Source organism: Vibrio furnissii CIP 102972, assembly GCF_000176175.1.
Classification (GTDB): Bacteria; Pseudomonadota; Gammaproteobacteria; order Enterobacterales; family Vibrionaceae; genus Vibrio; species Vibrio furnissii.
In genome coordinates this window covers 743523-769813 of sequence record NZ_ACZP01000014.1, presented here as the reverse complement: position 1 = coordinate 769813, position 26291 = coordinate 743523, and the positions used below count along the sequence as shown (strand labels likewise).

General features: G+C 53.4%; 24 protein-coding genes and 1 riboswitch. Of the genes, 10 read left to right on the top strand and 14 right to left on the bottom strand.

What is annotated here, in order from left to right; all coding sequences use genetic code 11:
- Positions 1–44: 44 nt before the first annotated feature.
- Together VFA_RS13650 and VFA_RS13645 are read right to left on the bottom strand one after the other, a co-directional pair.
- Entirely contained in the window at positions 45–1358 is a 1314-nt protein-coding gene (locus tag VFA_RS13650; RefSeq protein WP_004727429.1) for a methyl-accepting chemotaxis protein, read from the bottom strand.
- Between the two features lie 237 nt (positions 1359–1595).
- The gene (locus VFA_RS13645) at positions 1596–2396 is read right to left on the bottom strand and encodes a DeoR/GlpR family DNA-binding transcription regulator (protein ID WP_004727428.1); all 801 of its coding nucleotides are present in this window, start codon (positions 2394–2396) and stop codon (positions 1596–1598) included.
- 266 nt (positions 2397–2662) lie between these two features.
- Between VFA_RS13645 and ltnD the strand changes: the two genes are divergently transcribed.
- Genes ltnD through VFA_RS13615 form a run of 6 tightly spaced genes read left to right on the top strand, consistent with a single transcriptional unit; the run spans position 2663 to position 8751 of the window.
- Complete coding sequence (gene ltnD / locus VFA_RS13640; RefSeq protein WP_004727427.1) at positions 2663–3568, top strand: L-threonate dehydrogenase; 906 nt, start codon at positions 2663–2665, stop codon at positions 3566–3568.
- A gap of 2 nt (positions 3569–3570) precedes the next feature.
- Positions 3571–4827: a 3-oxo-tetronate kinase gene (gene otnK, locus VFA_RS13635; RefSeq protein ID WP_004727426.1), complete on the top strand. Its 1257-nt coding sequence runs from the start codon at positions 3571–3573 to the stop codon at positions 4825–4827.
- Positions 4824–5456 carry a 3-oxo-tetronate 4-phosphate decarboxylase gene (gene otnC / locus VFA_RS13630; protein ID WP_004727425.1) on the top strand — a complete coding sequence of 211 codons (633 nt, stop codon included), beginning with the start codon at positions 4824–4826 and terminating at the stop codon, positions 5454–5456. Before otnK ends, otnC begins: the two co-directional genes overlap by 4 nt.
- A complete protein-coding gene (gene otnI / locus VFA_RS13625; protein WP_004727424.1) occupies positions 5456–6232 on the top strand; it encodes a 2-oxo-tetronate isomerase in 777 nt (258 codons plus the stop codon). Before otnC ends, otnI begins: the two co-directional genes overlap by 1 nt.
- A 44-nt stretch (positions 6233–6276) precedes the next feature.
- On the top strand, positions 6277–7248 hold the full coding sequence (gene denD, locus VFA_RS13620) for a D-erythronate dehydrogenase (RefSeq protein WP_004727423.1): 972 nt from the start codon (positions 6277–6279) through the stop codon (positions 7246–7248).
- On the top strand, positions 7249–8751 hold the full coding sequence (locus tag VFA_RS13615) for a GntP family permease (RefSeq protein ID WP_004727422.1): 1503 nt from the start codon (positions 7249–7251) through the stop codon (positions 8749–8751).
- 91 nt (positions 8752–8842) lie between these two features.
- On the opposite strand, the gene VFA_RS13610 is transcribed toward VFA_RS13615, so the two are convergent.
- Complete coding sequence (locus VFA_RS13610; protein WP_004727421.1) at positions 8843–9313, bottom strand: Lrp/AsnC family transcriptional regulator; 471 nt, start codon at positions 9311–9313, stop codon at positions 8843–8845.
- A 137-nt stretch (positions 9314–9450) separates the two neighbouring features.
- Here VFA_RS13610 and VFA_RS13605 point away from each other — a divergent pair, with 137 nt between their 5' ends.
- Together VFA_RS13605 and VFA_RS13600 are read left to right on the top strand one after the other, a co-directional pair.
- Positions 9451–10692 (top strand): aminotransferase class V-fold PLP-dependent enzyme, encoded by a 1242-nt coding sequence (locus VFA_RS13605; protein ID WP_004727420.1) that lies wholly within the window; start codon positions 9451–9453, stop codon positions 10690–10692.
- Between the two features lie 109 nt (positions 10693–10801).
- Complete coding sequence (locus VFA_RS13600) at positions 10802–11041, top strand: RNA recognition motif domain-containing protein (RefSeq protein ID WP_004727419.1); 240 nt, start codon at positions 10802–10804, stop codon at positions 11039–11041.
- Positions 11042–11107: 66 nt separating this feature from the next.
- On the opposite strand, the gene VFA_RS13595 is transcribed toward VFA_RS13600, so the two are convergent.
- Complete coding sequence (locus tag VFA_RS13595; protein WP_038151802.1) at positions 11108–11524, bottom strand: MerR family transcriptional regulator; 417 nt, start codon at positions 11522–11524, stop codon at positions 11108–11110.
- Positions 11525–11703: 179 nt separating this feature from the next.
- On the opposite strand from VFA_RS13595, the gene VFA_RS13590 reads away from it, so the two are divergent.
- Complete coding sequence (locus tag VFA_RS13590) at positions 11704–12585, top strand: GNAT family N-acetyltransferase (RefSeq protein ID WP_004727417.1); 882 nt, start codon at positions 11704–11706, stop codon at positions 12583–12585.
- A gap of 93 nt (positions 12586–12678) precedes the next feature.
- On the opposite strand, the gene VFA_RS13585 is transcribed toward VFA_RS13590, so the two are convergent.
- Positions 12679–13410 carry a class I SAM-dependent methyltransferase gene (locus VFA_RS13585; protein WP_004727416.1) on the bottom strand — a complete coding sequence of 244 codons (732 nt, stop codon included), beginning with the start codon at positions 13408–13410 and terminating at the stop codon, positions 12679–12681.
- Positions 13411–13751: 341 nt separating this feature from the next.
- Entirely contained in the window at positions 13752–14720 is a 969-nt protein-coding gene (locus VFA_RS13580) for a LysR substrate-binding domain-containing protein (RefSeq protein WP_038151799.1), read from the bottom strand.
- Between the two features lie 281 nt (positions 14721–15001).
- Between VFA_RS13580 and VFA_RS13575 the strand changes: the two genes are divergently transcribed.
- The gene (locus tag VFA_RS13575; RefSeq protein ID WP_004727414.1) at positions 15002–16189 is read left to right on the top strand and encodes an MFS transporter; all 1188 of its coding nucleotides are present in this window, start codon (positions 15002–15004) and stop codon (positions 16187–16189) included.
- A 105-nt stretch (positions 16190–16294) separates the two neighbouring features.
- On the opposite strand, the gene VFA_RS13570 is transcribed toward VFA_RS13575, so the two are convergent.
- The 8 genes from VFA_RS13570 to putP form a co-directional block, all read right to left on the bottom strand.
- Complete coding sequence (locus VFA_RS13570) at positions 16295–17488, bottom strand: DEAD/DEAH box helicase (protein ID WP_004727413.1); 1194 nt, start codon at positions 17486–17488, stop codon at positions 16295–16297.
- A 202-nt stretch (positions 17489–17690) separates the two neighbouring features.
- Positions 17691–18773: a glycosyltransferase family 9 protein gene (locus VFA_RS13565; protein WP_004727412.1), complete on the bottom strand. Its 1083-nt coding sequence runs from the start codon at positions 18771–18773 to the stop codon at positions 17691–17693.
- Positions 18774–19134: 361 nt separating this feature from the next.
- The gene (gene ribB, locus VFA_RS13560; RefSeq protein WP_004727411.1) at positions 19135–19791 is read right to left on the bottom strand and encodes a 3,4-dihydroxy-2-butanone-4-phosphate synthase; all 657 of its coding nucleotides are present in this window, start codon (positions 19789–19791) and stop codon (positions 19135–19137) included.
- A 112-nt stretch (positions 19792–19903) separates the two neighbouring features.
- Positions 19904–20044, bottom strand: a riboswitch (FMN riboswitch).
- 127 nt (positions 20045–20171) lie between these two features.
- On the bottom strand, positions 20172–21602 hold the full coding sequence (locus tag VFA_RS13555) for a coniferyl aldehyde dehydrogenase (protein ID WP_004727410.1): 1431 nt from the start codon (positions 21600–21602) through the stop codon (positions 20172–20174).
- A 12-nt stretch (positions 21603–21614) separates the two neighbouring features.
- Entirely contained in the window at positions 21615–22091 is a 477-nt protein-coding gene (locus VFA_RS13550) for an Lrp/AsnC family transcriptional regulator (RefSeq protein ID WP_004727409.1), read from the bottom strand.
- A gap of 146 nt (positions 22092–22237) precedes the next feature.
- Positions 22238–24127 carry a methyl-accepting chemotaxis protein gene (locus tag VFA_RS13545; protein WP_038151796.1) on the bottom strand — a complete coding sequence of 630 codons (1890 nt, stop codon included), beginning with the start codon at positions 24125–24127 and terminating at the stop codon, positions 22238–22240.
- A 197-nt stretch (positions 24128–24324) separates the two neighbouring features.
- Positions 24325–24552 carry a hypothetical protein gene (locus tag VFA_RS13540; protein WP_014257854.1) on the bottom strand — a complete coding sequence of 76 codons (228 nt, stop codon included), beginning with the start codon at positions 24550–24552 and terminating at the stop codon, positions 24325–24327.
- 216 nt (positions 24553–24768) lie between these two features.
- On the bottom strand, positions 24769–26259 hold the full coding sequence (gene putP, locus VFA_RS13535; protein WP_004727406.1) for a sodium/proline symporter PutP: 1491 nt from the start codon (positions 26257–26259) through the stop codon (positions 24769–24771).
- Positions 26260–26291 lie beyond the last annotated feature (32 nt).

Here is a 26291-nt window from a genome sequence, read left to right as displayed (position 1 = left end):
CTTTACTCTAACTGCCTCGCTGGGCGATGGATACTGAAAAATCGTCAGCGGTGCGAACTGTTGACCAAATCGCCCACCACGTGCGACACGTAATCCGCCCCTTTGAGAATCTCGTGAATGATCTCAGACGCTTCGGCAATCAAGTCGGCATTGCGTGTCGCTTGTTCGGTCACTTCGACCATGCTGCTGCGCACATTACCCACCAACTGGTTGTTGCGATCGACCATGGTATTGATCTCTTCCGTTGAACGCGTGGTGCGTGAGGCCAGTGTACGCACTTCATCCGCCACCACCGCAAACCCACGGCCATGATCCCCTGCCCGCGCAGCTTCGATCGCCGCGTTCAGCGCCAATAAGTTGGTTTGATCGGCAATGGATTTGATCGTGGTGACAATCTTGGCGATCTCTTCCGATTGGGTATTGAGATCGTCCACCAGCCCCGACGAACGGCGAATGTCTGAGGAGATTTTTTCTGAATTGTTGAGGTTCTGCTGCAAAATATTGGCGCCGCGTTCCGAGACTTGAGCCGTTTCCACCGACGTACTGTGCGCCACTTCCGCCGCTTTCTGGATCGCCAATTGGCGCTCCATGCGTTCCGTAATATCGCACGCGATCTTGGTGACTTTGATCACTTTCCCGCGGTGATCAAATACCGGATTGTAGGTCGCTTCGATCCACACGCTATCGCCATTGCGACTCACACGGCGAAACAAGCCATTTTTCACCTGACCACTCGCGAGATCGCGCCAAAAGGTCGGGTTCTGTTGATAAAATTCCGGCGGACAGAAGATCTCATGATGCTGGCCTTTAATTTCTCTCAACTCGTTGTAGCCCAGCGTGTGGACAAAGTTATCATTGGCATCAATCACCCGGCCATCGACGGTAAATTCAATCACCGCATTGGAGCGATGAATCGCCTGCAACAATGCTTTGTCGTCCACCGACTCTTCAAAGTTTTGGGTGATGTCATTGGCGATTTTCATCACCCGCACCACGCGGCCATCCTGCTCAATCGGAATGTAGGTCGCTTCCAACCACACATCCTTGCCCTGTTTGTCCCGGCGCAAAAAAGTGCCTCGCTGCGGTTTGCCCTTGGCTAAATCGGTCCAAAACTGACGATATTGCGGTTTGTCGACCAATTCAGGCGGACAAAACAGACGGTGATGCTGACCTTTGATCTCATCAAGGGTGTAACCCATGGTGCTCAAAAAGAGCGGGCTGGCATCAACCACTTCCCCGTCGGGAGTGAAATAGATCGTCGCACAGGAGTTGGCAATGCTCGACAGCTCCGCCTGCAGTGCATGAATGATTTGATGATTGTTATCTTTGGTTTGAGAATTGGTTTTACGAAATAACATGCTCACTCCCTTGCGTGGCCGCAGCGCGTGGTTAAACAAGTGGCACAACGCTGCATAAAAAATCAGCAAAACTCTTACTAAAGTTAACCTTATTTCGTGACATATCAATAAAATCACTTCAATTCTGACGTTCTATCCATGACAGCAATGGGTTATGCCGCGCGTCTAGCGCGATGCAGAAACAACAACGCCAGCAACAAGCGCTGGCTATGGATTGTCACTTATGTGAACCCGGCCTCAGACGGTGGCTTCTCCCAGCGCTGTCACGCTGACCGCCGACGTCTCCATCAGCACTTGAATGCCTTTCTCTTCCAGCTCTTGACGCACACTAGTCGGGAAAGACGCATCGGTGATCACTGCGTCAAAGCTCTGAATATCGAGGGCGTGAAACGTCGCCACTTTGCCGTATTTGGATGAGTCGGAAACCAGAATCACCTTTTGCGCCGCTGCCGCGACCGCTTTTTTGACGATCACTTTCGGTTCACTCGGCGTGGAGATGCCGCGCAGGTTCCACGATGAAGTCGACACAAACGCCACATCCACATTCATCCCCGCCAAAAAGTCCGACACCTTACTGCCAACGCTTGACTGATTCTCGCGATCCACGCGCCCGCCGGTGTGATAGAGGTCGCTGAGGCTGTGATGCGTGAGATACGCCGCAATCACAAAATCGTTGGTGATAAACAACAGATCATCACGCGGCGCGAGTTGATGGGCAATTTCCAGCGTGGTGGTGCCCGCATCGAGATACACCGTCGAATGACTTGGCACCAGTTGACTGGCGATGTGGCCAATCGCGGCTTTTTCGCTGGCATGTTGCGTGGCTTTGGCATCGTGAGATGGCTCCTGATGCAACACTTTGGTGAGTTGCACCCCGCCCGACACCGACAGCACCTTGCCCAATTTTTCGAGTTTGGCGATATCGCGACGAATGGTCATATGCGACACATCGAGTTGCTCAACCAATTCATTGATGCTGATAACTTCCTGCTGTGACAGCAGTGAGAGGATGGTTTTGTGACGTTCTGCTGGAATCATAAAGACTGAGCCGTGGGTAAGAAGAGTGTCCATCTTACCAGCCCACCAGCAATGTGTGAAGTTGTGTTAACTCTTGTGAAAACCAAGTCTCACTTGGCGATAAAGTGCGCATTTCAACCGTGAATCGAGGGCTAGTTTTCACCTTGTTGTTAGTGAATGGTAAATTTTGTGAGTCACAACACAGGAAACTCGCCTGAAATTCACATATAATCACAACAAAGAACACAAATTAACATTTCAACACAGACGTAGAGCGAGAGAAGTGTATGGATAATCAACCAGTTAAGTCGGTTGCAGTGATCGGATTGGGGTCGATGGGCATGGGCGCCGCGAAATCTTGTGTGCGCGCCGGACTCGATGTGTACGGCGTGGACCTCAACCCGCAAGCACTGGAAACGCTAGGCAACTACGGCGCGAAAGCAGTCGCGAGCGATGCAAACCAATTTGCCAGCCAACTCGACGCGGTCCTGCTGCTGGTGATCAACGCCAAGCAGGTGAAATCGGTACTGTTCGATTCAGGTCTGGCCGCGAACCTCAAGCCGGGCACCGCTGTGATGGTGTCGGCGACCATTTCCGCGCAAGATGCCAAAGCGATTGAAGCCGGCCTTAAGGCACATAACCTGCTCATGCTCGACGCGCCGGTGTCTGGCGGCGCAGTCAAAGCGGAAGCGGGCGAGATGACCATCATGGCGTCTGGCAGCGCGCAAGCTTTCGCAAAACTGGCACCGGTATTGGATGCCACCGCGGGCAAAGTTTACAACATCGGCACCGATATCGGCCTTGGCGCCACGGTGAAAATCATTCACCAGTTGCTCGCGGGCGTGCACATTGCCGCAGGCGCCGAAGCGATGGCACTGGCCGCGCGCGCCAACATTCCTCTCGATCTGATGTACGACGTGGTCACCAACGCAGCAGGCAACTCCTGGATGTTTGAGAACCGCATGAAACACGTGGTGGATGGCGACTACTCGCCAAAATCCATGGTCGACATCTTTGTCAAAGACCTCAATCTGGTCGCCGATACGGCGCAGGATCTGAAATTCCCACTACCACTGGCAAGCACGGCGCTCAACATGTTTACCTCCGCCAGCAACGCCGGGTTTGGTCAAGAAGATGACAGCGCCGTGATCAAGATTTTTGACGGCATCGAGCTACCTGGCGGGGAGAAATAATCATGTTGCTAGGAGTCATTGCCGACGATTTTACCGGCGCAACCGACATTGCAGGCTTTTTGGTGGAAAACGGCATGCGCACGGTGCAGCTCAATGGCGTGCCAGCAAGCGACACGCAAGTGGACGCCGATGCGGTCGTCATCAGTCTCAAATCACGCTCATGCCCGGCCGACCAAGCCGTCAGCCAGTCATTGGCTGCGCTGCGCTGGTTACAGGCGCAGGGTGGCCAGCAGTTTTACTTCAAATACTGCTCGACATTCGACAGTACCGAACAAGGCAACATTGGGCCGGTGACCGATGCCCTGCTGACCGAACTGAATGAACCCTTCACGATCGTCTGTCCGGCACTGCCGGTGAACGGGCGCACCGTGTTCAACGGCCACCTGTTTGTGCTGGGTGAACCGCTGAACGAATCCGGCATGCGTCATCACCCGGTGACACCGATGACCGATTCGAGCGTCGTGCGTTTGATGAATCGTCAATCGCAAGGTGACTGTGGCCTAGTGAACTATCAGGTGATTGAGCAAGGCGCAGAGGCCGTGGTTGCCCGCTTTGCCGAGCTGCAACGTGAAGGTAAACGCTACGCAGTAGTCGATGCGGTGAACAGCGCTCATCTGGTCACACTGGGTCAGGCAGCCAAATCGCTCAAACTCATGACCGGCGGGTCAGGTCTCGCCGCGGGTATCGCACAAAACTGGGCCGACACACTGGCGGACCAAAGCGAAGCCAAATCAGCAGGCCTGCCGCAGCGTGCGCGCAGTGTGGTGCTGTCTGGCTCCTGCTCGCTGATGACCAATCAACAAGTGGCCCGTTATCAAACACTGGCACCGCATTTTGCTGTCGATGTTGAAGCATGTTTGCGCGATCAGCAGTACGTGCAGCGTGTGTTTGACTGGGTGACCCAACAGCTGGATGGCGACTACGCACCGATGGTGTACGCCACCGCTGACGCCGAGCAACTCAAAGCCATTCAAGCGCAATACGGCGCGGCGGCATCAAGCGAAGCGGTGGAGCAGTTTTTCAGCCAGCTTGCGCACCAGTTGCAGGAGTTTGGCGTGCAGAACTTTATCATCGCGGGCGGTGAAACATCCGGCACCGTGACCCAGAGCCTTGGCGTCACAGGTTTTCACATCGGACCGCAAATCGCCCCGGGCGTGCCTTGGGTCAAATCCATCGACGGTTCACTGTCGCTGGCGCTGAAGTCAGGCAACTTCGGCGATGAACGGTTCTTCGAAAAAGCGCAGGATTTTTATCTATGACAGAACAACAACTCAGAGCACAGATGGTCAGCCTGGCACGTTCGATGTTCGAACGCGGTTACGCCACCGGCGGCGCAGGAAATCTGTCGCTCAAACTGCCGAACGGCCATTTTCTTGCCACCCCGACTGGCTCATCTTTCGGCCGCTTGGTCGCCGATGAACTCTCAGTGGTGGATATCGACGGTAATCAGATCTCCGGCAAACGCGCGTCAAAAGAGATTGCGTTCCATCTGGCGATTTACCGCAACAACCCGAAATGCAACGCGATTGTGCACCTGCATTCGACGTATCTGACCGCGCTGTCGTGCCTCGACCACCTCGACGCAAAAAACGCCATTCGCCCGTTTACGCCGTACTACGTGATGCGTATCGGCCAGTTACCGGTGATTCCGTATCTGCGTCCGGGGGAACCGCGCATTGCTGAAGAGCTGGGCAAGCGCGCCGCCGATTACCGCGCGTTCTTGCTGGCAAACCATGGCCCGGTGATTACCGGCACTGACATGGAAGATGCGGTCGATAACGCCGAAGAGCTGGAAGAGACCGCCAAACTGATGTTTTTACTGAACAATCACCCCATTCGCTACCTGACCGAAGCGGAAGTGGACGACCTGAAAGGGAGAGGAAAATAATGGCCAAATTTGCTGCAAACCTCACCATGCTGTTCACCGAAGTGCCATTTTTAGAGCGCTTTGAACAAGCGCACCGCGCCGGCTTTAAGGCGATCGAATTTCTGTTTCCGTATGCGTTCGAACCACATGTGCTGGCGGAAAAACTGACACAGTACGGCTTTGAGCAAGCGCTGTTCAACATGCCTCCGGGCGACTGGGATGCGGGCGAAAAAGGCTTTGCTGCCCTGCCGGGACGCGAGCAAGCGTTCAAACAGAGCGTGGCCACCGCGCTGATGTATGCCAAAGCACTGAACTGCAAAAAAGTGCACGCCATGTCGGGCATCATCGATCCGGCCTACAGCATGCAACAACACATCGACACCTTTATCGCCAACATCCGTTATGCCGCGGATACGTTCGCCGAACATGGGATTGATGTGCTGATTGAACCACTCAACACCCGCGATGTACCGAACTACTTCGTCGCCCACCAGCGCCGCGCGGTAGAACTGATTCAGATGGTCGACCGTCCGAACGTGAAACTGCAACTGGACCTGTACCACGCGCAGATCATGGATGGCGATCTGGATGTACTGATCCGCGATTTAGCGCCGTTTACCGGCCACATTCAAATCGCGTCTGTGCCGCACCGCAATGAACCCAGCGACGGCGAAATCAACTATCCGTACCTGTTCGATGTACTGGACGATTCCGGTTACGACGGCTGGATTGGGTGCGAATACAAACCAAAAACCACCACAGAGCAGGGCTTGGCCTGGGTCAAACCTTATCTGTAACGCTCAATAACAATAATAAAATAAAAGACGACAAGGACATGCGTATGAACATCGTAATTACCGGTGGCGCCGGATTTCTCGGCGCCATGCTGGCTCAAACCCTACTGCACCATCATGCCGACACCATTGAATCCCTGACCGTTGTGGATCGCGTCGCGCCAAACAGCGCCGTGACGCAAGACTCACGCGTGAAAGCGATCGTGGCTGACATCACTGATCCACAACAAATCGAGACGCTGATTGCCCCGACCACCACCCATGTGTTCCATCTGGCGGCGATCGTCTCCAGCCATGCCGAACAAGATTTCGACTTGGGGATCAAAGTCAACCTCACGGCCACGCAACTGTTATTGGAGCAGTGCCGCCGCGTCAATCCCGCCATCCGTTTCGTTTTTTCAAGTTCACTGGCGGTGTTTGGTGGGCAATTGCCTGACGTCGTCACCCCCATGACGGCCACGCAGCCCAGCTCCTCCTACGGCACACAAAAAGCGATGGGCGAGTTGCTGGTCAACGACTACGGCCGCAAACATCTGGTCGATGCGATCAGCGTGCGCCTGCCGACAATCTGCATTCGCCCTGGCGTGCCCAATCAAGCAGCGTCATCATTTGTCAGCGGCATCATTCGTGAACCCTTGAAAGGCCAACCCTCGAACTGCCCGGTCGATCTGGATTTGGGCTTGTGGATCTCAAGCCCCGAGACCGTGATTGAGAACATCATTCACGCCAGCCAGCTTGAGCGTAGCGCCATTCAGGGTTACCGAACGTTCAATCTGCCGGGCATCAAGGTCACGCCGCGCATCATGCTCGCAGCGATGGCCGAACGTATCGATCCAGCACGCACCCAATTGGTGAGCGTGACGAAAGACCGCGCCATTGAAGCGATCGTCGCAAGCTGGCCACAAGCCATTGATAACACGCACGAACTCAGTCTAGGCTTTCGAGCCGATGCAGATTTCAATGCGGTATTGGCACGCTACATCAGCACACACCCAGTTGTTGAAATGGAGGGCGCGTAAATGTTATCGACCTCTGTTATCGGCCTCATCATTGCCGTCTTCGTGTTGATTTTTCTGGTGCTTCGCACACGCGTGCACGTTCTTATCGCCATGCTGGCAGCGGCCTGCATCGCTGGCTTAATCGGCGGATTGAGCGTGAATGACACCATGGCGGCCATCAGTAAAGGCTTTGGCGGCACCTTGGGCGGCATCGGGATTGTGATTGGCCTTGGCGTGATGATGGGCGCGATTCTCGAAACGTCCGGCGCCGGTGAATCCATTGCCTATCATTTCATTAAATGGCTTGGCAAACGCAAAGAAGAACTGGCGTTGGCGATCACCGGATACATCGTCAGCATTCCGGTGTTTGTCGACAGCGCGCTGATCATTTTATACCCGATTGCCAAATCGTTGGCGAAGACTTCACAGCGCTCCATTTTAACCCTCACAGTCGCGTTGGCTGGTGGTTTAGTGGTGGCACACCACTGCATTCCGCCGACACCTGGCCCGCTCGGCGTCGCCAGCATCTTTGGGGTGGATATCGCTTCGATGTTGGGCTTCGGTTTGATCATCGCACTACCGTCGGTTTGTGGCATCGTGATGTATGCGCGCTGGCTAGAAAAGCATTTTCCGGAATACACAGCGCCGATGCAGCTGAACCACGCACCCGACGATCTGAAACAAGTGCATGCCGACTACATGGCGTCGAAGTCGTCTAAAGCACTGCCATCGCTAACCAAATCCATCATGCCGATTGCGGTGCCGATCTTGCTGATTTTGGCTAATTCGTTAACGCAACTGGCAGAAAAACAACTGGGATTAACTGGGCTGAGCGCGAGCTTCCTCGGTCAAGCCATTCAGTTCTTGGGCCACCCTGTCATCGCGCTGTCGATCAGCACGCTGCTGGCGGTCTACACCCTGACGCCATATTTGGACAAAGAGAAGACCACCGCAAAACTTGAAGAAGGCATTTCAACCTCCGGGATCATTCTGCTGGTGACTGGTGCAGGCGGTGCGCTTGGCAACGTGCTACGTGAATCCGGCGCAGGCGCGGAGATCGCTAACCAAATTGCATCGCTGTCGATCTCACCGATCATGATTCCATTCATCATCGCAACATTGGTGCGCGTCATTCAAGGCAGCGGCACGGTGTCTATGATTACCGCGGCCTCGATTTCCGCGCCCGTGTTGGCAGAAATTCAAGAAGTGAACATGCTGTTTGCTGCATCTGCAGCGACCATGGGTAGCCTGTTCGCCGGTTACTTCAACGACAGCCTGTTCCACATTGTGAACCGCTTGATGGGTGTCACCGAAGTGCGTAAACAATTGGTGATTTGGACCATTCCGACCACCATCGCATGGGCGATCGGCGGCACGCTGATCATGACACTCAACCTGATTTTTGGCACCGCAGGCTCGATTTATGATCCACTGCTACCACTCGTCGTACTGGCCGGTTGCCTCTACTTTGTAAAGTCGCAAAGTCGCGCCGCTAACCACGTGGTCGCGCAAGCCAATCAATAACGTGCTCTCCCCCTTGTTCGCAAGGGGGTTTCTTTTTTCAGTACCTGAGCACGCTTCTTCATTCTCTCTGTCGTCTTACGCTCTATTGCGCTCACTGCGCCGACGGCAGCGCTGGCGTGTTCTTAAAGCAATCGAGCAGCATGTACGAGTGCATACCGGAAATGCAGCGCGTCTGAAAGGTTTCGTTAATCAGTTGATTGAATGCCGTCATGCTGGCGCAACGCACTTTGAGCGCAAAATCGTGCTCGCCAGTGATCGAATAACATTCGTGGATAATCGGCGTTTGCTCAATCAACGCCAGCAGCTTCTGGCGCGCATCCGGCTCCGACTTGCTGTATTGCACCATCACCAGCGCGTTGACATCAAACCCCGCTTTGGCTGGGTTGAGCACCACCGAATAACGCTCAATAATTCCCGACTGTTCCAGCCGTTTCAGGCGCCGAAAACATTGTGATGAGGAGAGATTCACGGCGTCAGCCAGTTCTAAACGGGGAATGCGGCTGTCTTGGAGCAGCATTTCGAGAATGCGCACATCGAGGCGGTCTAAAGCAATGGAATGCACGATATCGTCCTTAATATCATTATTTATGCTTGGTTTATCGCATTAACCCGCCCTTTTCAAGTGCAGATTGCCAAGAAGAACGCATGGCATTGTTCGTATGATAGACATCATCATGTTTACCAAGGAATGGAGCCACCATGCGCACACTCGACCTCGATTTTATTCGCCAACAATTTCCTGCGTTTGAGCAACCTTCCCTTCAAGATCAGGCTTTTTTTGAAAATGCTGGCGGCTCGTACCTGTGCCGCCAGGTGTTGGATCGCTTCGATACCTACTTTCATCAACTGAAAGTACAGCCCTATTACCCCAATGCGGTGTCGGGCAAAGCGGGTCAATGGATGGATGAAAGTTATCAGGCGCTTGCGCCTTGGCTGGGCGTTTCCGCCAGCGAGATTTATTTTGGCCCATCCACCTCACAAAACACTTATGTGCTGGCCAACGCCGTGATGGGTTGGCTACAACCGGGCGATGAAATCATCGTCACCAATCAGGATCACGAAGCCAACAGCGGCGCGTGGCGACGCTTAGCCGAGCGCGGCATCGTGGTGCGTGAATGGGCCGTCAACCGTGCCACAGGCATGCTGGAGTTAGATGCTCTGACACCGCTCTTGAACGCCAACACCAAACTGCTGACCTTTCCGCACTGCTCAAACCTATTAGGTTACGTGAATCCGGTGGCCGAGATTTGCGCGCTGGCACATCAGCACGGCGTGCGCACGGTGGTTGACGGTGTCTCGTTCGCCGGTCATGGCCTGCCAGATGTCCCCGCACTGGGCACCGATATCTATCTGTTTTCGTTGTATAAAGTTTACGGCCCGCATTTGGGCGTGATGGTGATTCAACCCGAGATGGCGGAAAAGCTCAGCAATCAAGGCCACTTTTTTAACGCCAGTGTGCGCGAAAAAGTGCTTTATCCAGCCGGTCCAGATCACGCGCAAGTGGCCGCCACAAAAGGGGTGGGCGATTATTTTTCGGCGCTGTATCAGCATCATTTCCCCAATGCCGACCACGCCAGTGACGCCGACAAAGCGCAAGCGGTGCGCACGCTGCTGCATGAGGCCGAACTGGCCCTGCTAGCGCCGTTGATGACCTATTTGCAAGCGCATCCGGCCATTCGCATCGTCGGCCCGGACACGCTGGACAACCGCGCGCCCACGGTATCGATCACGGTCGACGGCCATGTGCCACTGGAACTGGCAGAAACACTCGGCAAGGCGGGCATTTTGTGCGGCGCGGGCCACTTTTACTCCTATCGCCTGCTGCAAGGCATGGACATCGACCCGGCATTAGGCGTGCTGCGTTTTTCGATGGTGCACAACACCAGCCCAGACGAGGTGCAGCATCTCATCGACACATTAGATGCAGTGCTGGACGCGTAAACGACGCATGCTGATTCACTGAACAATTGACCAAGCGAGCGAAACAATCGCTTGGTCATCGCCAGATTTACTGCGACAATAGCGGCGTTTCTTTAGATTAAGGTTCATTATGAAACTTTTAGTTCGCAACCTCGCTCGTTCAACCACTGAACAGGACATCCGCAAGCTGTTTTCTGATTTCGGCACCGTCAAAGAGTGCACGCTGGTTCTTGACCAGGAAACTGGCCAGTCCAAAGGTTTTGCCTTTGTTGAAATGCCAGACGACGCAGAAGCCAAAACAGCCCTCAATGCGCTGAACATGACAAGCGTTGCAAAAAGCAAAATCCGCGTGAAAGCGGCGCAGCAGTAATTTCGCATTCTGCCGAGAGAGAGCCAACCATTCGGGTTGGCTTTTTTGTACCGCAACGAAACACGCTTAAGCGCTCTCCTCCCCCTGTTTCAAACGCGACAGCACACGCTGCGCATTGGTCGCGCAATCCACGTCATCCGGTCGCGATTCAATATCTTCGACAATCCGCAGCAGATGCGCTTTGGTTTCAGCAAGTTTGGCCTGCAGTTGCTCAATATCGGCTATTTTGCTGCGCAGCCGTGCTACCAGCACCTCCCCCTGCCACTGGGTGAGATCCGACGGCAACAGCGCGCCGATTTCCTCCAGACTGAACCCCGCCTGTTGACCGAGCATGATCAGCTCCAGCGCCAGCACTGCCTCTTCGGGATAGCTGCGATACCCATTGGCACGACGCTGGACCATTTTTAACAATCCAGCACTTTCATAAAATCGAATGGCCGACGGGGCCAAGCCCGTGCGTTTAGCCAGCTCTCCAATCTTCATGGTCTTCATCCTGTGGTGACGATGAGTCATTATAAAGTTTAAGTGAACTTGAAGGTCAATGCTGTTGAAAGCCAACATGGTCGGTTTACTCAAGCAAATTGTTGACACTATCAACAAAGTTTCGTTACGCTGCCCAAAATCATCTCGTTGATACGATCAACATAAAAAGGGCACGGCCTATGGCATCAGTGGAACAGATTCGCAGCGAACTGCGTTATCTAGTGCGGGAACTGGGATTATTGGACAAAAACTGCTGGAATTCGGGGCTGTCGCTCAGTCAGGCACACCTGCTGACCTACCTCAGCAACAACGGCGCAACGCCGTTTTCCGAACTGTGTATTCAACTCAACGCCGACAAAGCGTCGCTCAGTCGCACCATCAACAAACTGGTCGAAAATGGCGATGTGCAGCCGATACCGCACCCACACGACAAACGCCAGAAATACTACCAACTCACACCAGCGGGCAGCGAAACCCTGCAGCGCGCCAATCACGCCGCCAATCACGCATTGGGTGATGTGATAGATTCGCTGGCTGAAGATGCACAAACGGCGGTGCTCCATGGCCTGCGTACGCTGCGCCTGAGCGCCTTTCACCACAACACCCGCCATCAGCAAGCCCGCGTACAAGTGGAGGCGTTGAATCCGGTTTATCGTGCCGAAGTCGAGCAGCTGGTGATGGATGTGTTTGCGCAGGAGCAGAATATTCCGCCAGCCTTGATTCCATTTGCAAAGGACAGCGATGTGAAATGGTGGGTCGCTCGCTCGGGCGAGTACATTTTGGGCGCCGTCGCCGCCTGGCGCGAAGGGGACGCTTGGCACTGGGGCCGCTTTGCCGTGAACCATCAGTTTCGCGGTTTGGGGATTGGAAAATCACTGGCGTTGACCTCGCTGACGGAGCTGCTCGCAACGGCGCCGGAAATCTTGATTGAAGCGCGCGATACCACGGTCAACATCGTGCGCCAACTCGGCGGTGAGGTGCTGGGTGACGCATTTGATTTCTACGGCATGCCCGTCACGCCGATGCGTCTCACCGCCACGCGTTTTCGTGCCACGCAATAGCCGATGAGAGGCAGATGCAAGCTCTGCCTCTACAACATGAAGTCAGTACAGCGGATCTCTCCAGGCACACCGCCTAGCGGTGTGCCTTTTTAGTTACGCTTTGCGCGCCGACACCAGCACCAGCATCGGACGTTCCGCCTCTTCCGCCAGTGCAGGCATCGCGGCAATTTGTTCGGCGCTTGGTCCCCACTCATCGATGTGTTCGAGCACAAAGCCTGCTGCGATCAGCGCATTGAGAATCGAACCCAGTGTACGGTGGTATTTGATGACGCCCTCAGCCAGCCAGTTTGACACGCGCTGGCCTTCATCCTGATAGCGATTCACAGCCCACGAACGTTGGCCATCGGCATCGGTGAGCCACCCCTGACGCGGCGCGCAGGTGAAAATCGGGTGCTCCATGGAAAACACCAACTGACCGCCGGGTTTCAGCGCCTGAAATACAGTGGCGAATATGGGGTTGAGATCGGGCAGATAGTGCAGCGCCAGCGAGCTGTAAACGAGATCGAACTGCGCATCACCCAACGCGAGGTGTTCCAGATCGCCACGCTGATAAGTAATGCGCGCATCCGAAGTCATAGCGTGCGCTTTATCCAGCATCTTTTGCGACAAGTCGATTCCCAGCACTTTGGCTGCGCCTTTGTCGGTCGCCGCACGGCAAAACCAGCCGTAGCCACAACCCAAATCCACCACGCTTTTTCCGGTGAGATCCGGCAGCATCGCTTCAATCGATGCCCATTCTGGCGCGCCGTCGAGTCCATACTGCGAGCGCGGTAACTGCGCATAACCATCAAAAAACGCAGCGTTATCATAAATATTCTGAGACATGGTCTTCATTCCTCAATCTATAAAAATCAGTGACCTCAAATGCGAGGCATAAAAAAAGCGAACCGGGCTGGCTGGCCCCGTTCGCTCGTGCTGCCGACAAACGGCAGAAACAACAAGGGCCACGGTGAAACCTCATCCGTAGCCCTTGTTTCGCTCGCTATCGATATGACGTGATCTCTCCGTAAAGAGATCAGTCAAAACCATAGCGATGAATTTGTCGAAATGTTTATTTCGTTGGCTCTGTCCAATGTTTCATCGCAAACAATTGTCAGAGCTGACTCGGGTCACTCGCTGATCCGAGGCGTAAAGCGGTTGCATGGTCGTTTTCTTCAACTTGCTGTTTATAAATCGACGCTAATTTTATGCCGTTCGGGCATAGAGTCAAGTGCGGTGACTTGGTCAAGGTGCGCGACACGTGCTGATGGCATGGCATCGCCCGCAATTTCTTGCTTCAACCACTGAATAAAACAGCGCACTTTGGGTCGCTGTAAATTCTTTTCCGGTAAACAAATAAAATAAGCGGCTTGAGGCTGAGATTGCTGCACATCAATTCGCACCAGCGTGCCGTTTTGAATATATCGCTGCGCCAAACTGTGTTTAATTAAGCCGACCCCTTGCATCGCTAAGGCGCTTTCCACCACAAACTGAGAACCATCAAATAAGAGCGTCGGCTGCTTCACCGGTTGGTGATGCTCATTCAGCCACGTTTCCCACCGCATGTCGGTATGAATATCTTCAATCAGCGCAGCTTTCTGCAAATCCGCCAGCGTCTCAATGCCGAATTCCTGCTGATAATGAGGATGACAGACGGGATAAATCGCATCATCCATCAACCATTCACTATGCATACCAGCATACTGCCCTGAACCGAATCTCACGCACACATCCACGCGGGTGTCGTCGGGCGAAGTGAGGCGATTGGTGGGCTCGATCAGTATGCTGATGTCGGGAAACTGAGCGCGAAACGCCTGCAATCGAGGGATCAACCAGTGATGAGCGAACGAGCTGGGCGCAGAGATGGAGAGCTGGTTGGGGCGCTCATCCGCAGTCAATGCATCCACGCCCGCCTGCAAATGGTGAAAGCCGAGTTTGACCTCTTGATAGAGGTTTTCGCCGCTGGGCGTCAGGCAGATAGTGCGATGATTGCGCGTAAACAGTGACGTGTCGAGCGTGGCTTCCAGTTGGCGGATTTGCTGGCTCACCGCCGCAGGAGACACACATAAATCCTGAGCCGCCAATTTAAAACTGCCCAATTCGGCAGACTTATAGAAATAAAGCAATCCTTGCAGGGGCAGGTGTCGACGTTTCAATTAACTCAGCCTTAATCAGAGGTAAGGAATGATCGTTTGCCAGATTAACACTGATTCATAAAGATATGAAACCAAGATAAGCCGCACAGCTGATTGTCACGGGGGAACGACAAATTCGCCTCTCCATCATGAGTCATCTCATCATAAGGATTCGTTTTGTATCGCAAACCATTCAGAAATCACGTCGCCCCGATCTTAGGGACTATTTTCAATCGCGTTGATTGTTATTTTCCTATCGCATCAAACAGGAATCGCACTTTAACGCCATCGGAGGTGAAACAATGAAAACCCTTAGCACTCGTTTGCTGCTGCTCTCATGCTCACTGGTGTTGATGGCGCAAATGTCCACCACCTTGTACTTACCCGCGCTACCTTTGGTGGCGAACGAGCTCAACATCAGCCGCTACGGCGCTGAACTCTCGATTTCATTGTTTGTGTTCGGCGCGGCGCTTCCTGTCATTTACTGGGGCCATGCCGCCGAAAAATACGGCCGCAAGCCCGCGCTCTCGTTGGCGTTGCTGCTGTTTATGGGTGCTTGCTTGAGTCTCTACATGGCTCAATCGCTGACCCAGTTATTGCTGGCACGCGTGATACAAGGCGCAGCCGCTGGCGGAGCCGCAATCATTGCTCGAATCATGATTCGGGATTACTGGAGCGGTGACGTGTTGGCGCAAAAACTCTCGTTGTTGTCGATGGCCTTTATCGCCGCCTTGGGCCTAGGGCAGTTTGTGGGGGCGATGCTCACGCGCTACAGTGACTGGCGCGTCGGCTTTCTGCTGCTGGCGTTGATTGCCCTGCTGGCGCTACTGACCACCTCTCGTTTCCCACTCAAAGGGCCAGCGCAACCCCAGCACACACCTGACGCCAGCACCCACTACCTGACCATTCTTCAAGACAAGGGATTTCTCGTGCCTTGTGTTCAAGGCGGCTTGGGCTTTGCTACGATCGTCACGTTGCAGCAAGCCAGCCCGTTTGTCTTTGCCGAAACGCTGCACCTTTCGAACCAGTGGTTTGGTGTATTTGGTTTGGCGATAGGCTTGGTTTACCTGCTGGGGTCACTGCACGTGAAGCGCCACGTGACTCAAATCGGCAGCCAGCCGATGTTGCGGCGCGGCGCCTATTGCATAGCAATGAGTGCCCTGTTGATGTTGGGCCTGTGGCTGCTGAGCGATACGCTGCCACCCCACATCCTGACGGGCGGTTATCTCGCGCTGTACTTGGTGATCATTTGGGGTCAAGCGGTGATTTTTCCCAACAGCATGTCGCTGGCCGCAAGCCATGCTGCGCACAGTGGCGCACGCAGCATTGCCCTGTGCGGTTTCTTGCAACAATCGATGGCGGGCGTAGCAGCCATGTTGGCCGGGGGCACCAATCAGAGCCATAGTTGGGTGTTTGGGGTGGCCATCATGAGTGTGCTGATTGTCGGGCTGACCTGGCGCAAGCCGAAGGTGCACGCTTGTCAGTCGTAACATCGTGAAATGAAGAAGAAAGAGGAAGCCGTTCGCGCGATCGTCAATAGTCAATCGCGCCAAGCGTCCAGCATTGCACCGATAGCGGCGCAATGCTGGCGGAGATTAGTCTTGCGGCATCCGTTTGCTTTTCGGAACGTAGTTCAGAATCGAGATTGGCACTGGTTTTTTCGGTTCAAATCCTTCCACCACACGACGCTCAATCAAGTGACCCAGACGGCTTTCAATCATGCACAGGTTTTTGAAGTTGTCTTTGGAGACAAACGAAATCGCCTCGCCTTTGGCGTTGGCACGGCCCGTACGGCCAATGCGATGCACGTACTCATCCGCCGGGAATGGTAAATCGTAGTTCACTACGCGAGAGAGTTCGTGAATGTCGATACCACGTGCGCCCACGCCAGTCGCGATCATGTACTTGATTTTGCCCGCTTTGAAATCTTCCAGCAGTTGCACGCGCACCGCCTGACTGCGACCACTGTGGAACGCTTCCGCTGTAATGCCACGTTTTTCCAACTGGCTCGCCAGTTTTGCCGCGCCATGTTTGGTTTCGATGAAAATCAGCGCCTGATCCCAGTTGTTTTCGGTGATCAGATGGCTCAACAACGCAGATTTCTTGTCTTTATCGACCGTGATCAGCCACTGCTCGATGTTCGATTTTGATGCCTGATTCGCCGCAATACTGATTTCAAACGGGTCGTTCACCGCAGTTTTCGCCAGATCGCGCACCTTGTGCGACAACGTGGCAGAGAACAGCAGGTACTGCGCATCCCGAGGCAGGCGATCGATGATTTTGTTGATCGAGTCGATAAAGCCCATGTCGAGCATGCGGTCGGCTTCATCCAACACCACCATTTCCACTTCTTCGAAATAGACGGCGCGCTGACCGTACATGTCCAGCAAACGCCCCGGCGTCGCCACCAACACGTCCACTCCCTCAATCAGACGCTGTTTCTGAGCCTGCTCTTCCACGCCACCATACATCGCCAGCGTCGTTAGTCCGGTGTGTTGACCGTACTGCGCCACTTTGTCTGCCACCTGAATCGCCAGCTCGCGAGTCGGCACCAAAATCAGGGCACGAATGCGTTTTTTACGCTGCGTTTCACGTCCTTGCAGTTTGTGCAGAATAGGCAGCACGAAACTGGCGGTTTTACCCGTCCCGGTTTGCGCCGCAGCGATCAAATCCTGCCCCTGCAAAATCACCGGGATGGCTTTGGTTTGAATGGTGGTTGGCTTTTGATAACCGAGTTCTGCCACTGCTTGTGTCAGGGCTTCACTCAGTCCAAGTTTGGAAAATGACATGAACAGACTCTGAATTGGTAACCGTTAAAGTAGAGCATGCTCTACCACAGCGCGGAATTCTAGCATGATTGCACCGCGAGACAATGAATAACGACCCCATGAATCACGTACCAATGATGGCGTTTTTAGGCACAGACGCTCACATCACGTGAAAGGAGGACGAACTGAGACAAAGGGATAAGAGACGGAAAGCGTGCGGAAACTACTTCGCCTGAGGCAAGGTTTGCAGAAGCATTTTGACCTCATTCATCACCAGATCAGCAGAAATGGTTTGAATGTGTCCGTGAGTTTTCGCCACCAGCATCGAGGCAAATTCAGAGATTGGGTCGCAATTTGCACGCCACTCTTCATTGGCTCTCATGATAAGCGTGCGCACGTCCAACGCTGACGCGATGTGCCCCATTGACGTATCCGTCGTAAGCACCAATGACATATCGCGCAGCCAATCGCCGGCATCACTGATCGACGCAGAACGAATGTAATTCACGCGCTCATCGTGCCCATACGCCGCCAACTTGGCTCTATTTTCAGGAAGATCAAAGACACACACTTGAATACCCAGCGAAAGCAAACCGTCTAAAATGGAAACGGCTTGCTCATCGCTCAACGTATTGCCGGTTTGCGAACCACATGGGTTGAACAGCAATCGAATGCCTTGAGGCAGCGAATGCGCTTTGTCCGCAACGTGAGGGAGATTCAGGTTAAACGCCAATTTCTCAGGTTGTTGCACACCGAAGTCCGGTAAAATACTCATCATGCGGCGCGTAAAGTGCGGCACCTGATGCTTGTTTTTCCCCACCACACCATTAAAGATATTCAGCGCAAACGGATCCAGCTTCTTCTTCTGTTTTTGTCGCGCTTCATCGGAATACGGCAAACTAACTTTCTGATTCGCCTTCATGCGATGGATGCGCCACAGCTCAATCCAGTTCCGACGTTCCCCTAAATACACCACTTTATCAAACTGTTGTTCATACAGTTCTTGACGTAAACGATGTTGGGAAAATGCGCGCTGCGGTTTTAAGTCGATATCGAGCAACCAACAACGACTCAAGGCAGGATGATAACGAATGATCTCGTGGTTTCGCGAGCTGCATAAAACTTCTAACTGCCACTCAGGATGCGCCTGCTTTAATGCACTAAACAGGGGCGCAGTCATCACCATATCCCCAATCGCGTTGTAAGGGATAATCAAAATTCTTGGCTTGTCAGAATCCTTCACCGTTGACTGTTTAGGCTGACCAACGAAGTTAATACTCCATTTAAACAAAAGCTTGAGTAACATAAAAAGCGGGGATTCCAAAGCCAAAAAGTTGACGACAATAAACACTAAATGAGGAGAAAATGCTAAGTATTATACGGAATATTTTACAAACAGAAACAATATCCAGAATAAAAATAACGTAGTGATGCTAAGCGAATGATACTGCTGATGATACGTCAAAATTCCATCCATCACCGTAATGAAAAACAGTGTTCATTTTCCCTCTAAATCAGAATTCAGACCTCAAAATGACAACAATGTTCAACATCATTTCTGCACAGAATTTGAAATTGAACTAGCGACCAGCCAAACCCGGCGCCAAGACATCACAAAAACAAAAAAAGGCGCGACTGAGCGCGCCTTTACACTGTAAAGCGGGAGATTAAGCCAGCTTCAGGTCGAACTGCATGCGGTATTGCACCATGTCTTCAATGGTCAAAACAGGCATGTTGTGCAGTTTACCAAATGCCACGATTTCAGGCGTTTTAGCCATGGTGCCATCGGGATTAGTCACTTCGCACAGGACACCAGATGGCAGCAGACCCGCCATTTGCATCAGATCCACAGTGCCTTCGGTGTGGCCACGACGCGCCATCACGCCACCTTTGCGCGCGCGCAGTGGGAACACGTGTCCTGGGTGTGCTAGGTCGTCCGGTTTGGCGTTCGGGTTGATCGCGGTTTTGATGGTGGTCACGCGGTCTTTTGCAGAGACGCCGGTGGTCACGCCATGGCGCGCTTCAATCGTCACGGTGAATGCGGTTTGGTTTTTGCTGTCGTTCACTTGCACCATAGGTGGCAGTTCCAGCTTGTTGGCTTGCTCATCGGTCAGACACAGACACACGATGCCGCTGCATTCGCGGATCATCAGCGCCATTTGTTCGGATGTGAGGGTCTCTGCTGAGTAGATGATGTCGCCTTCGTTTTCACGATCTTCATCGTCGAGCAGCAATACACCGCGACCTTCGCGCAGCGCTTGTAGTGCATTTTCAACACGGGTAATTGAGTCGCCGAATTCGGCAAGTAGCGATAACTGATTCATGGTTACTCCTAATAATGACCAGAATCAGGGCTGTTATGAGGGATCAAAAGCCAAAACCAAGTGCACCAAATCCAAGGAATGAGGGAACCTCAATCCATGCGGTTGGTGTGTTTGTCATTCTCTCTCATCCGGACTGTAACCGTCGGCCCTGGCGTCTCACCAGATCTGCTGACCTCGACGAATCGAGCGCTCGTGGGCTCGCCCCATGGGGCATACCACCGGTGGGGAATTTCGCCCCGCCCTGAGAATACTTAAAAGATAGAACGTCGCGGCGTTCAGCACCGCGACTGCGAGTATGGTAGTGCTTTCATAGACGATTGAAAAGCGTTGCTGACACAAATCGTGCAAAAAGCGCCGCAGCACCTCTGCCATCGCCTGAGTTAACGCAGCACAAAACGGCTGAGTAGCTTCAGCCACAGTTTGCGGTGGTTCAGCAACCAGCGACTGCGCGGCAGTTTGCTAAAAGAATGCAGGACGGTTTTGGCGTGGGAAAAGGTTTGGAAGCCTTCGATGCCATGATAATGCCCCATTCCCGATTCCCCCACACCGCCAAATGGCGCATCATCAGCCGCGACATGCAACAAGGTGTCGTTGATCGCCACACCGCCACTGTGGGTGCGTTTGAGGACGTAATCGATAATGTCTTGATCATCACTCATCACATACAACGCCAGCGGACGTGGCTGCGCATTGACTCGTTCAATCGCCTCTTCAATGGTGCGATAACCGATTAAGGGCAGAATCGGGCCAAAGATCTCTTCTTGCATCACGCGCATCGCATCGGTCACTTGCGTGATCACATGCGGTGCCATTTGTCCTTCGGCCAGTTCAACGGGACGGCTGAACGTACTCACCTCGGCGCCATGTTGACGTGCATCATCCAACAGCATGTGTAGTCTTTGATACTGGGCGGCGTTGATGATGTGCGTGCAATCGAGTTTACCTTGCTTGTTGACGAAACGTTTGGCAAAGCGGCGCAAATAGCACTCGGCGAACGACGCCAACAGCGCCTCGGGCAACATCACGTAATCCGGTGCGACACAGATCTGGCCACTGTTGGTCGCTTTACCCAACATGATCTGGTCAACCGCACGAGTTAAATCGGCATCAGGGGCGATAATCACCGGGGATTTACCGCCGAGTTCCAACGTGACGGGCGTGAGATGATGCGCAGCAGCCAAGGCCACTTTGCGCCCTACCGCCGTCGAGCCCGTGAATAACAGGTGCTGAAACGGCAACGCGCTAAATGCTGAAGCCACATGCGCTTCACCTTCAACGCACAGTGCAATGTCCCCCAGCGCGGCCACGATGCGGCGCAACACCTGATTGGTGTGCGGCGTGTGCTCGCTGAGTTTGAGCATCACTTGGTTGCCCGCCGCAACGGCCGTCACCAGTGGCGCGAGGCTCAACACCACCGGAAAATTCCACGGCACAATAATGCCCACAACGCCCAGCGGTTGATAGCGTACTCGAACGCGCGAGGGGGAAAGTATCAGCCCCGCTTTGCGTCGCTGCGGTTTCATCCATCGTTTGAGGGATTTGAGCGTGTAGTCGAGCTGACTGACCGCCGGAACGATGTCGCACAGCACGCTGTCAAAACGGCTACGGAAACCAAAATCTTGGCTGAGCGCCTCTGCCAGCGCATTCTGTTCGCTGAGCAAAGCCTGTCTCAGCGCCACCAAACGCTGCTGGCGCTTTTCCAGTGAAGGATACGGGTCGTTAGCAAACTGAATGCTTAAACGGCCAAATTGAGCGTCTAACAGCGCCACATCACCCACCGGCTCCGTGGTCACATCGGCTAACTGCGCCATAATCTCTCCAACTTATATCGCACAAATGAGTTCCGGGTTGATGCCGAAACTGGTTTTGTGTTCTTCAATGACAAATTCACTGCGGGTCTGAATGACTCCCGGTAACGTGCCTAGTTTACCCGACATAAAGGCTTGATAGGCTTTCATGTCCCGAACCCGCACCTTGATCATGGTGTCAAAATCTCCGGACAGTGAATAACAGGCCTCAATTTCCGGGACATCACGCACCGCTTCGGCAAAACGCTCAAAAATAGAAAAACTGGTTTGATCGAGGCGAATGTGAATAAACACCTGCACATCCAACCCCAGTTTTTCCGCATTCAGTTCAGCGTGATAGCCCTTAATGTAGCCCTCTTTTTCCAACCGTTTGACCCGGTCTGAACACGGGGAAGTGGTGAGATTGACCATCTTGGCCAACTCCACCACGGGCAAGCGTCCTTTGTCGTGCAGAATACGCAGAATTTGTTGGTCCACTCGGTCTAAATGCATAATGTTCGAATTCCCTGTGACACATCATTGGTGCATACCATACTGGTGAATCGACGCCGCACGAAGCGTTTCAATACGGGTTGTGATTGTCTTCACAGTGAAAAAATAAAGGGCATCATCAGATGCCCTTGGTAGTTTACGGTCAATCAAAGCCTAAAGCGGGATATTTCCTGCTCCAACTCTTTCGCAAGGCTGTGCAGCTCTTTGGCTTGCAGCACCGCATCTTGCGCTTCACTTGCCAACGCATCACTGACTTCGCGCACCGATTCAGTATTGCCGTTGATATCAGCCGTCACCAACGATTGCTCCTCTGCCGCCGAAGCAATTTGCGTGGCCATGTCGCTAATCAACTGAATCGCTTCACTGATCGCTTGCAGGCTTTCACCAGTTTGATTGACGTCCGTGACGCTGGTTTCCACCAGTTTGTGGCTTTCCGTCATCACGGTCACCGCATTCGCCGTCACTTTCTGCAGGCCAGCAATCTTGGTTTGAATCTCTTCTGTCGACGCATGCGTGCGCTGCGACAACACGCGCACCTCATCGGCCACCACCGCAAAACCGCGGCCTTGGTCGCCAGCCCGCGCCGCTTCGATCGCCGCATTCAACGCCAGCAAATTGGTTTGCTCGGCAATCGCGCGAATGGTCGACAGAATGGTCGAGATTTCGTTGGCGTGATCTTCCAGTTCGCCAATGATGGTCACCGCGCCCGTCAACTCTTGCGCCAACTGGTCAATCGAATGCTTGCTTTGCTGCATTTGTTGGTACCCTTGCGCGCCCAGTTCGACCGATTGGTTGGCGTTTTTCGCGGTGTTGTCGGCATTGCCAGCAATTTCTGCGGTGGCCGACGCCATCTCCGTCACGGCGGTCGCGACCATGGTGATTTCGTCCTGCTGCGTTCGAATGCGCTCGCTACGCTGCCCCGCAGAGCGCGCCGCGTGGTTCGCACCGTCGTTCAACGCGACAGACACGTCACGCACATTTTTGACCATCACGTGTAGGCGATCGACAAACATGTTGAATTTATCAGCCAGCATGCCGACTTCATCATCACTTTTCACGGCCAGACGACGCGTGAGGTCGCCGTCGCCTTCAGCGATGTCACCCAGCGCCGCCGCAATGTTGCTCAGCTCATTGAGCTGACGCGCCACAAACCACGACGTGGCTAAAGCCATCACCAGCAGAATCACCAAACCGATCAAGGTTTGGGTCAGCAACATTTGATTTAACGGCTGTTCCAGCACGGCTTTGTCCATCACCATCACCAACATCCAATCGGTGTTGTCGATGCTTTGTGCCATCAGCACTTTGTCTTTGCCGTTGATCGCCAGTGGTAGCAGTTGGTGATTATGCGCCACCCCTTGCAGCGCCGACACGGTTAAACCCGGTGCGATGTCTTGCGTGGGTTTAAGAATCAAGTCTTTGTCTGGGTGCGCGACGATTTTGCCTTTTTGGTTCACCAGAATGGCGTAACCTTTGCCTGGCACTTCAATCGCCAACACGTCTTGAATCAGCTTGTCCAGTGCCAAGTTGGACGCAGCCACGCCGATCAATTGGCCGTTGAGGCGCACCGGTTCCGTTAACGTCACCACCAGCGTTTGCATGGTGACACTGACATACGGTTCTGTGGTGGTGGGTTTGCCCGCCGCTTTGGCTTCTTTGTACCAGCCGCGCTCACGGGGGTCGTAACCTGCTTTATTGAGAGAGGGATCTTGGCGGAACATTTCGCCCTGTTCGTTACCGTAGTAACTGAGACCAAATGAACCGGATTCAAGGGTTTGGCGCAGGTGCGGCACCAAGTCGAGATTGGGGTTACGTTCGATTTCTTCGCGCAAGCCTTTTAACGCATGTTGCTTGGTCGCGAACCAGTCGCCAATCCCCTTCGCGTGAGCTTGCAGCGTATTGCGGCTTTCGCTTTCGATGGCACGCCAACTGTCCTGCTGGAAGGTTTTGTAGCCCGCGAGAACCAATGCGATGGCGGTCAGTGCGATCGCGATCACCACAGAGAAAACCATCTTTCTCTTTAAACTTAACTGCATGAATGGGCTCCTTCGTCATATCATCAGATAAATTACCTACAGATTAGCTGAACGAAGAGAGATTACTTTGCGAAAGTTCCCAATAAGGGAAGAACAGAGAAGGCGTCAGGTGAAATCAGTGATCTACTGCCCATTGTGAGCACAGAAACAACCATGGCTTCCCTGTGTCACACGGAAGCCATCTTGTTGTCATCAAACTAAATCACTCTGGCACGAGAGAAATCGGCGGGCGAGAGATCCGATTGTTGGTTACACACGCGGCAAAACCCCTGTTTCTCCATTTTGTAATAGTGCTCACCGTGCATCAATGCTGCCATAAACTGCTGAAAACCCTGCCAGCCTGACACATCCTCCGCCTGGCTACGCCTCATTACAACTTTGTGCGGTGTGGTTTTTCGACAACAGTTGCAATACGCTTCTGGCATGGTGGGTCCTCCTATCAGTGTGCTCAGTTATTGACAATTGACGCATTTTGAATCGATTGGTTCCATTGTCCCAAACTTTAGTTTTAAGTTTGTGATTTAGATTCAAAAAACAACACCCACTTTCGATTGAGTTTCTGCTATTGCAGTGGGCTGACACAAGCACAAAAAAGCCCCACATCGGTGGGGCTTTGCTCAGTTGTGTCAATCGATAGTCAATTAATCGAGTTCAACCAAGTGCTTTTTGAAGGTCTTGTGTTGTTGCTTCACCGTTTCTTCCGGTTCACCCGTCAGCAGGCTCACTGCCACAATCGCGATGGTCGAGAAGATGATTCCCGGTACGATTTCGTACACGTCGTACCAACCACCGGACAGCTGTTTCCACACCACGATGGTGATCCCACCAACGAGGATACCCGCCAATGCGCCGTTGCGGTTCATGCGAGCCCAGTACAGGCTCAGAACCAGTGCTGGACCAAAGGCGGCACCAAAACCAGCCCATGCGTAAGACACAAGGCCAAGAACTGAACTGTCTGGCGTCATTGCAAGAATCAGCGCAATGATGGAGATGATGATTACCGCCGCACGGCCAACTCGCACGATTTCTTCCGACGTCGCGTCTTTCTTAAACACTTGTTTGTAGAAGTCTTCAGCCATCGCTGACGACGACACCAACAGCTGAGAATCGGCGGTACTCATGATGGCCGCCAGAATTGCTGCCAACAAAATACCCGCCATCACTGGGTGGAAAATCGCGTTCACCAGCAGCATGAAAATTTTCTCGCCGTCATCCAACTGAATGTTGCCGTTGTTGGTCACGTAGATCAGGCCAACCAAGCCGACCAGCATCGCGCCAATCATCGACAGACCCGTCCAAATCACTGCGATACGGCGTGCTGTAGTCAGATCTTTGTTTGAACGTGTGGCTTTGAAACGAGCCAAAATGTGTGGCTGACCAAAGTAGCCCAAACCCCACGCAACCAGCGAGACGATCGCCACCGCCGACAGCGGCTGGCCTTTCACGTCATTCCACATGGTCAGCAGCTCTGGGTTAATCGCCACCAAGTCGTGATCCAGTTTAGTCAGACCGCCGTTCATTGCCGCCAGTGGCACAATCAGCAACGCTGCTGCCATCAATAGGCCTTGCACCAAGTCCGTCCATGATACCGCAAGGAAACCACCAAACAGCGTGTACGACACCACACACACCGTACCGATGATCACGGCAGTGCTGTAATCCATGCCGAAGACCGTTTCAAACAGTTTACCGCCTGCCACCAAGCCTGAGCTGGTGTAGAAAAGGAAAAACAGAAGAATGAAGAATGCTGAAATGGTTTGAATCAGTTTCGAATTGTCGTTGAAACGACGAGACAGGAATTCAGGCAGGGTCAGCGCATCCGTCGTAATGCTGTAAGTACGCAGACGTTTTGCGGTGATCAGCCAGTTGGCCCATGTACCAATCAGCAGGCCACCCGCCAACCAGAACGCTTCAATACCTGCCGCGTACGCATAACCCGGCAAACCCAGCAGCAACCAGCCACTCATGTCAGAGGCACCGGCAGAAAGTGCTGCAGGCCACGGGCCTAACGAACGGCCACCCAAAAAGTAATCAGACGAGTTTTTCGTTCGCTGATATGCAATGACCCCAATCGCCAACATCAAGATGAGGTAGACGATAAACGTGGTCGTAATAGCAAAGCTATTTTCCATTGAAATGTCCTCTTATATACGATCGCCTTCCA

Bases quoted from the DNA above. Each gene is read 5' to 3' on its own strand.
- VFA_RS13650 (WP_004727429.1), bottom strand. From the start codon at position 1,358: ATGTTATTTCGTAAAACCAATTCTCAAACCAAAGATAACAATCATCAA.
- VFA_RS13645 (WP_004727428.1), bottom strand. From the start codon at position 2,396: ATGATTCCAGCAGAACGTCACAAAACCATCCTCTCACTGCTGTCACAG.
- ltnD (WP_004727427.1), top strand. From the start codon at position 2,663: ATGGATAATCAACCAGTTAAGTCGGTTGCAGTGATCGGATTGGGGTCG.
- otnK (WP_004727426.1), top strand. From the start codon at position 3,571: ATGTTGCTAGGAGTCATTGCCGACGATTTTACCGGCGCAACCGACATT.
- otnC (WP_004727425.1), top strand. From the start codon at position 4,824: ATGACAGAACAACAACTCAGAGCACAGATGGTCAGCCTGGCACGTTCG.
- otnI (WP_004727424.1), top strand. From the start codon at position 5,456: ATGGCCAAATTTGCTGCAAACCTCACCATGCTGTTCACCGAAGTGCCA.
- denD (WP_004727423.1), top strand. From the start codon at position 6,277: ATGAACATCGTAATTACCGGTGGCGCCGGATTTCTCGGCGCCATGCTG.
- VFA_RS13615 (WP_004727422.1), top strand. From the start codon at position 7,249: ATGTTATCGACCTCTGTTATCGGCCTCATCATTGCCGTCTTCGTGTTG.
- VFA_RS13605 (WP_004727420.1), top strand. From the start codon at position 9,451: ATGCGCACACTCGACCTCGATTTTATTCGCCAACAATTTCCTGCGTTT.
- VFA_RS13600 (WP_004727419.1), top strand. From the start codon at position 10,802: ATGAAACTTTTAGTTCGCAACCTCGCTCGTTCAACCACTGAACAGGAC.
- VFA_RS13595 (WP_038151802.1), bottom strand. From the start codon at position 11,524: ATGAAGATTGGAGAGCTGGCTAAACGCACGGGCTTGGCCCCGTCGGCC.
- VFA_RS13590 (WP_004727417.1), top strand. From the start codon at position 11,704: ATGGCATCAGTGGAACAGATTCGCAGCGAACTGCGTTATCTAGTGCGG.
- VFA_RS13585 (WP_004727416.1), bottom strand. From the start codon at position 13,410: ATGTCTCAGAATATTTATGATAACGCTGCGTTTTTTGATGGTTATGCG.
- VFA_RS13575 (WP_004727414.1), top strand. From the start codon at position 15,002: ATGAAAACCCTTAGCACTCGTTTGCTGCTGCTCTCATGCTCACTGGTG.
- VFA_RS13570 (WP_004727413.1), bottom strand. From the start codon at position 17,488: ATGTCATTTTCCAAACTTGGACTGAGTGAAGCCCTGACACAAGCAGTG.
- VFA_RS13565 (WP_004727412.1), bottom strand. From the start codon at position 18,773: ATGTTACTCAAGCTTTTGTTTAAATGGAGTATTAACTTCGTTGGTCAG.
- ribB (WP_004727411.1), bottom strand. From the start codon at position 19,791: ATGAATCAGTTATCGCTACTTGCCGAATTCGGCGACTCAATTACCCGT.
- VFA_RS13555 (WP_004727410.1), bottom strand. From the start codon at position 21,602: ATGGCGCAGTTAGCCGATGTGACCACGGAGCCGGTGGGTGATGTGGCG.
- VFA_RS13550 (WP_004727409.1), bottom strand. From the start codon at position 22,091: ATGCATTTAGACCGAGTGGACCAACAAATTCTGCGTATTCTGCACGAC.
- VFA_RS13545 (WP_038151796.1), bottom strand. From the start codon at position 24,127: ATGCAGTTAAGTTTAAAGAGAAAGATGGTTTTCTCTGTGGTGATCGCG.
- VFA_RS13540 (WP_014257854.1), bottom strand. From the start codon at position 24,552: ATGCCAGAAGCGTATTGCAACTGTTGTCGAAAAACCACACCGCACAAA.
- putP (WP_004727406.1), bottom strand. From the start codon at position 26,259: ATGGAAAATAGCTTTGCTATTACGACCACGTTTATCGTCTACCTCATC.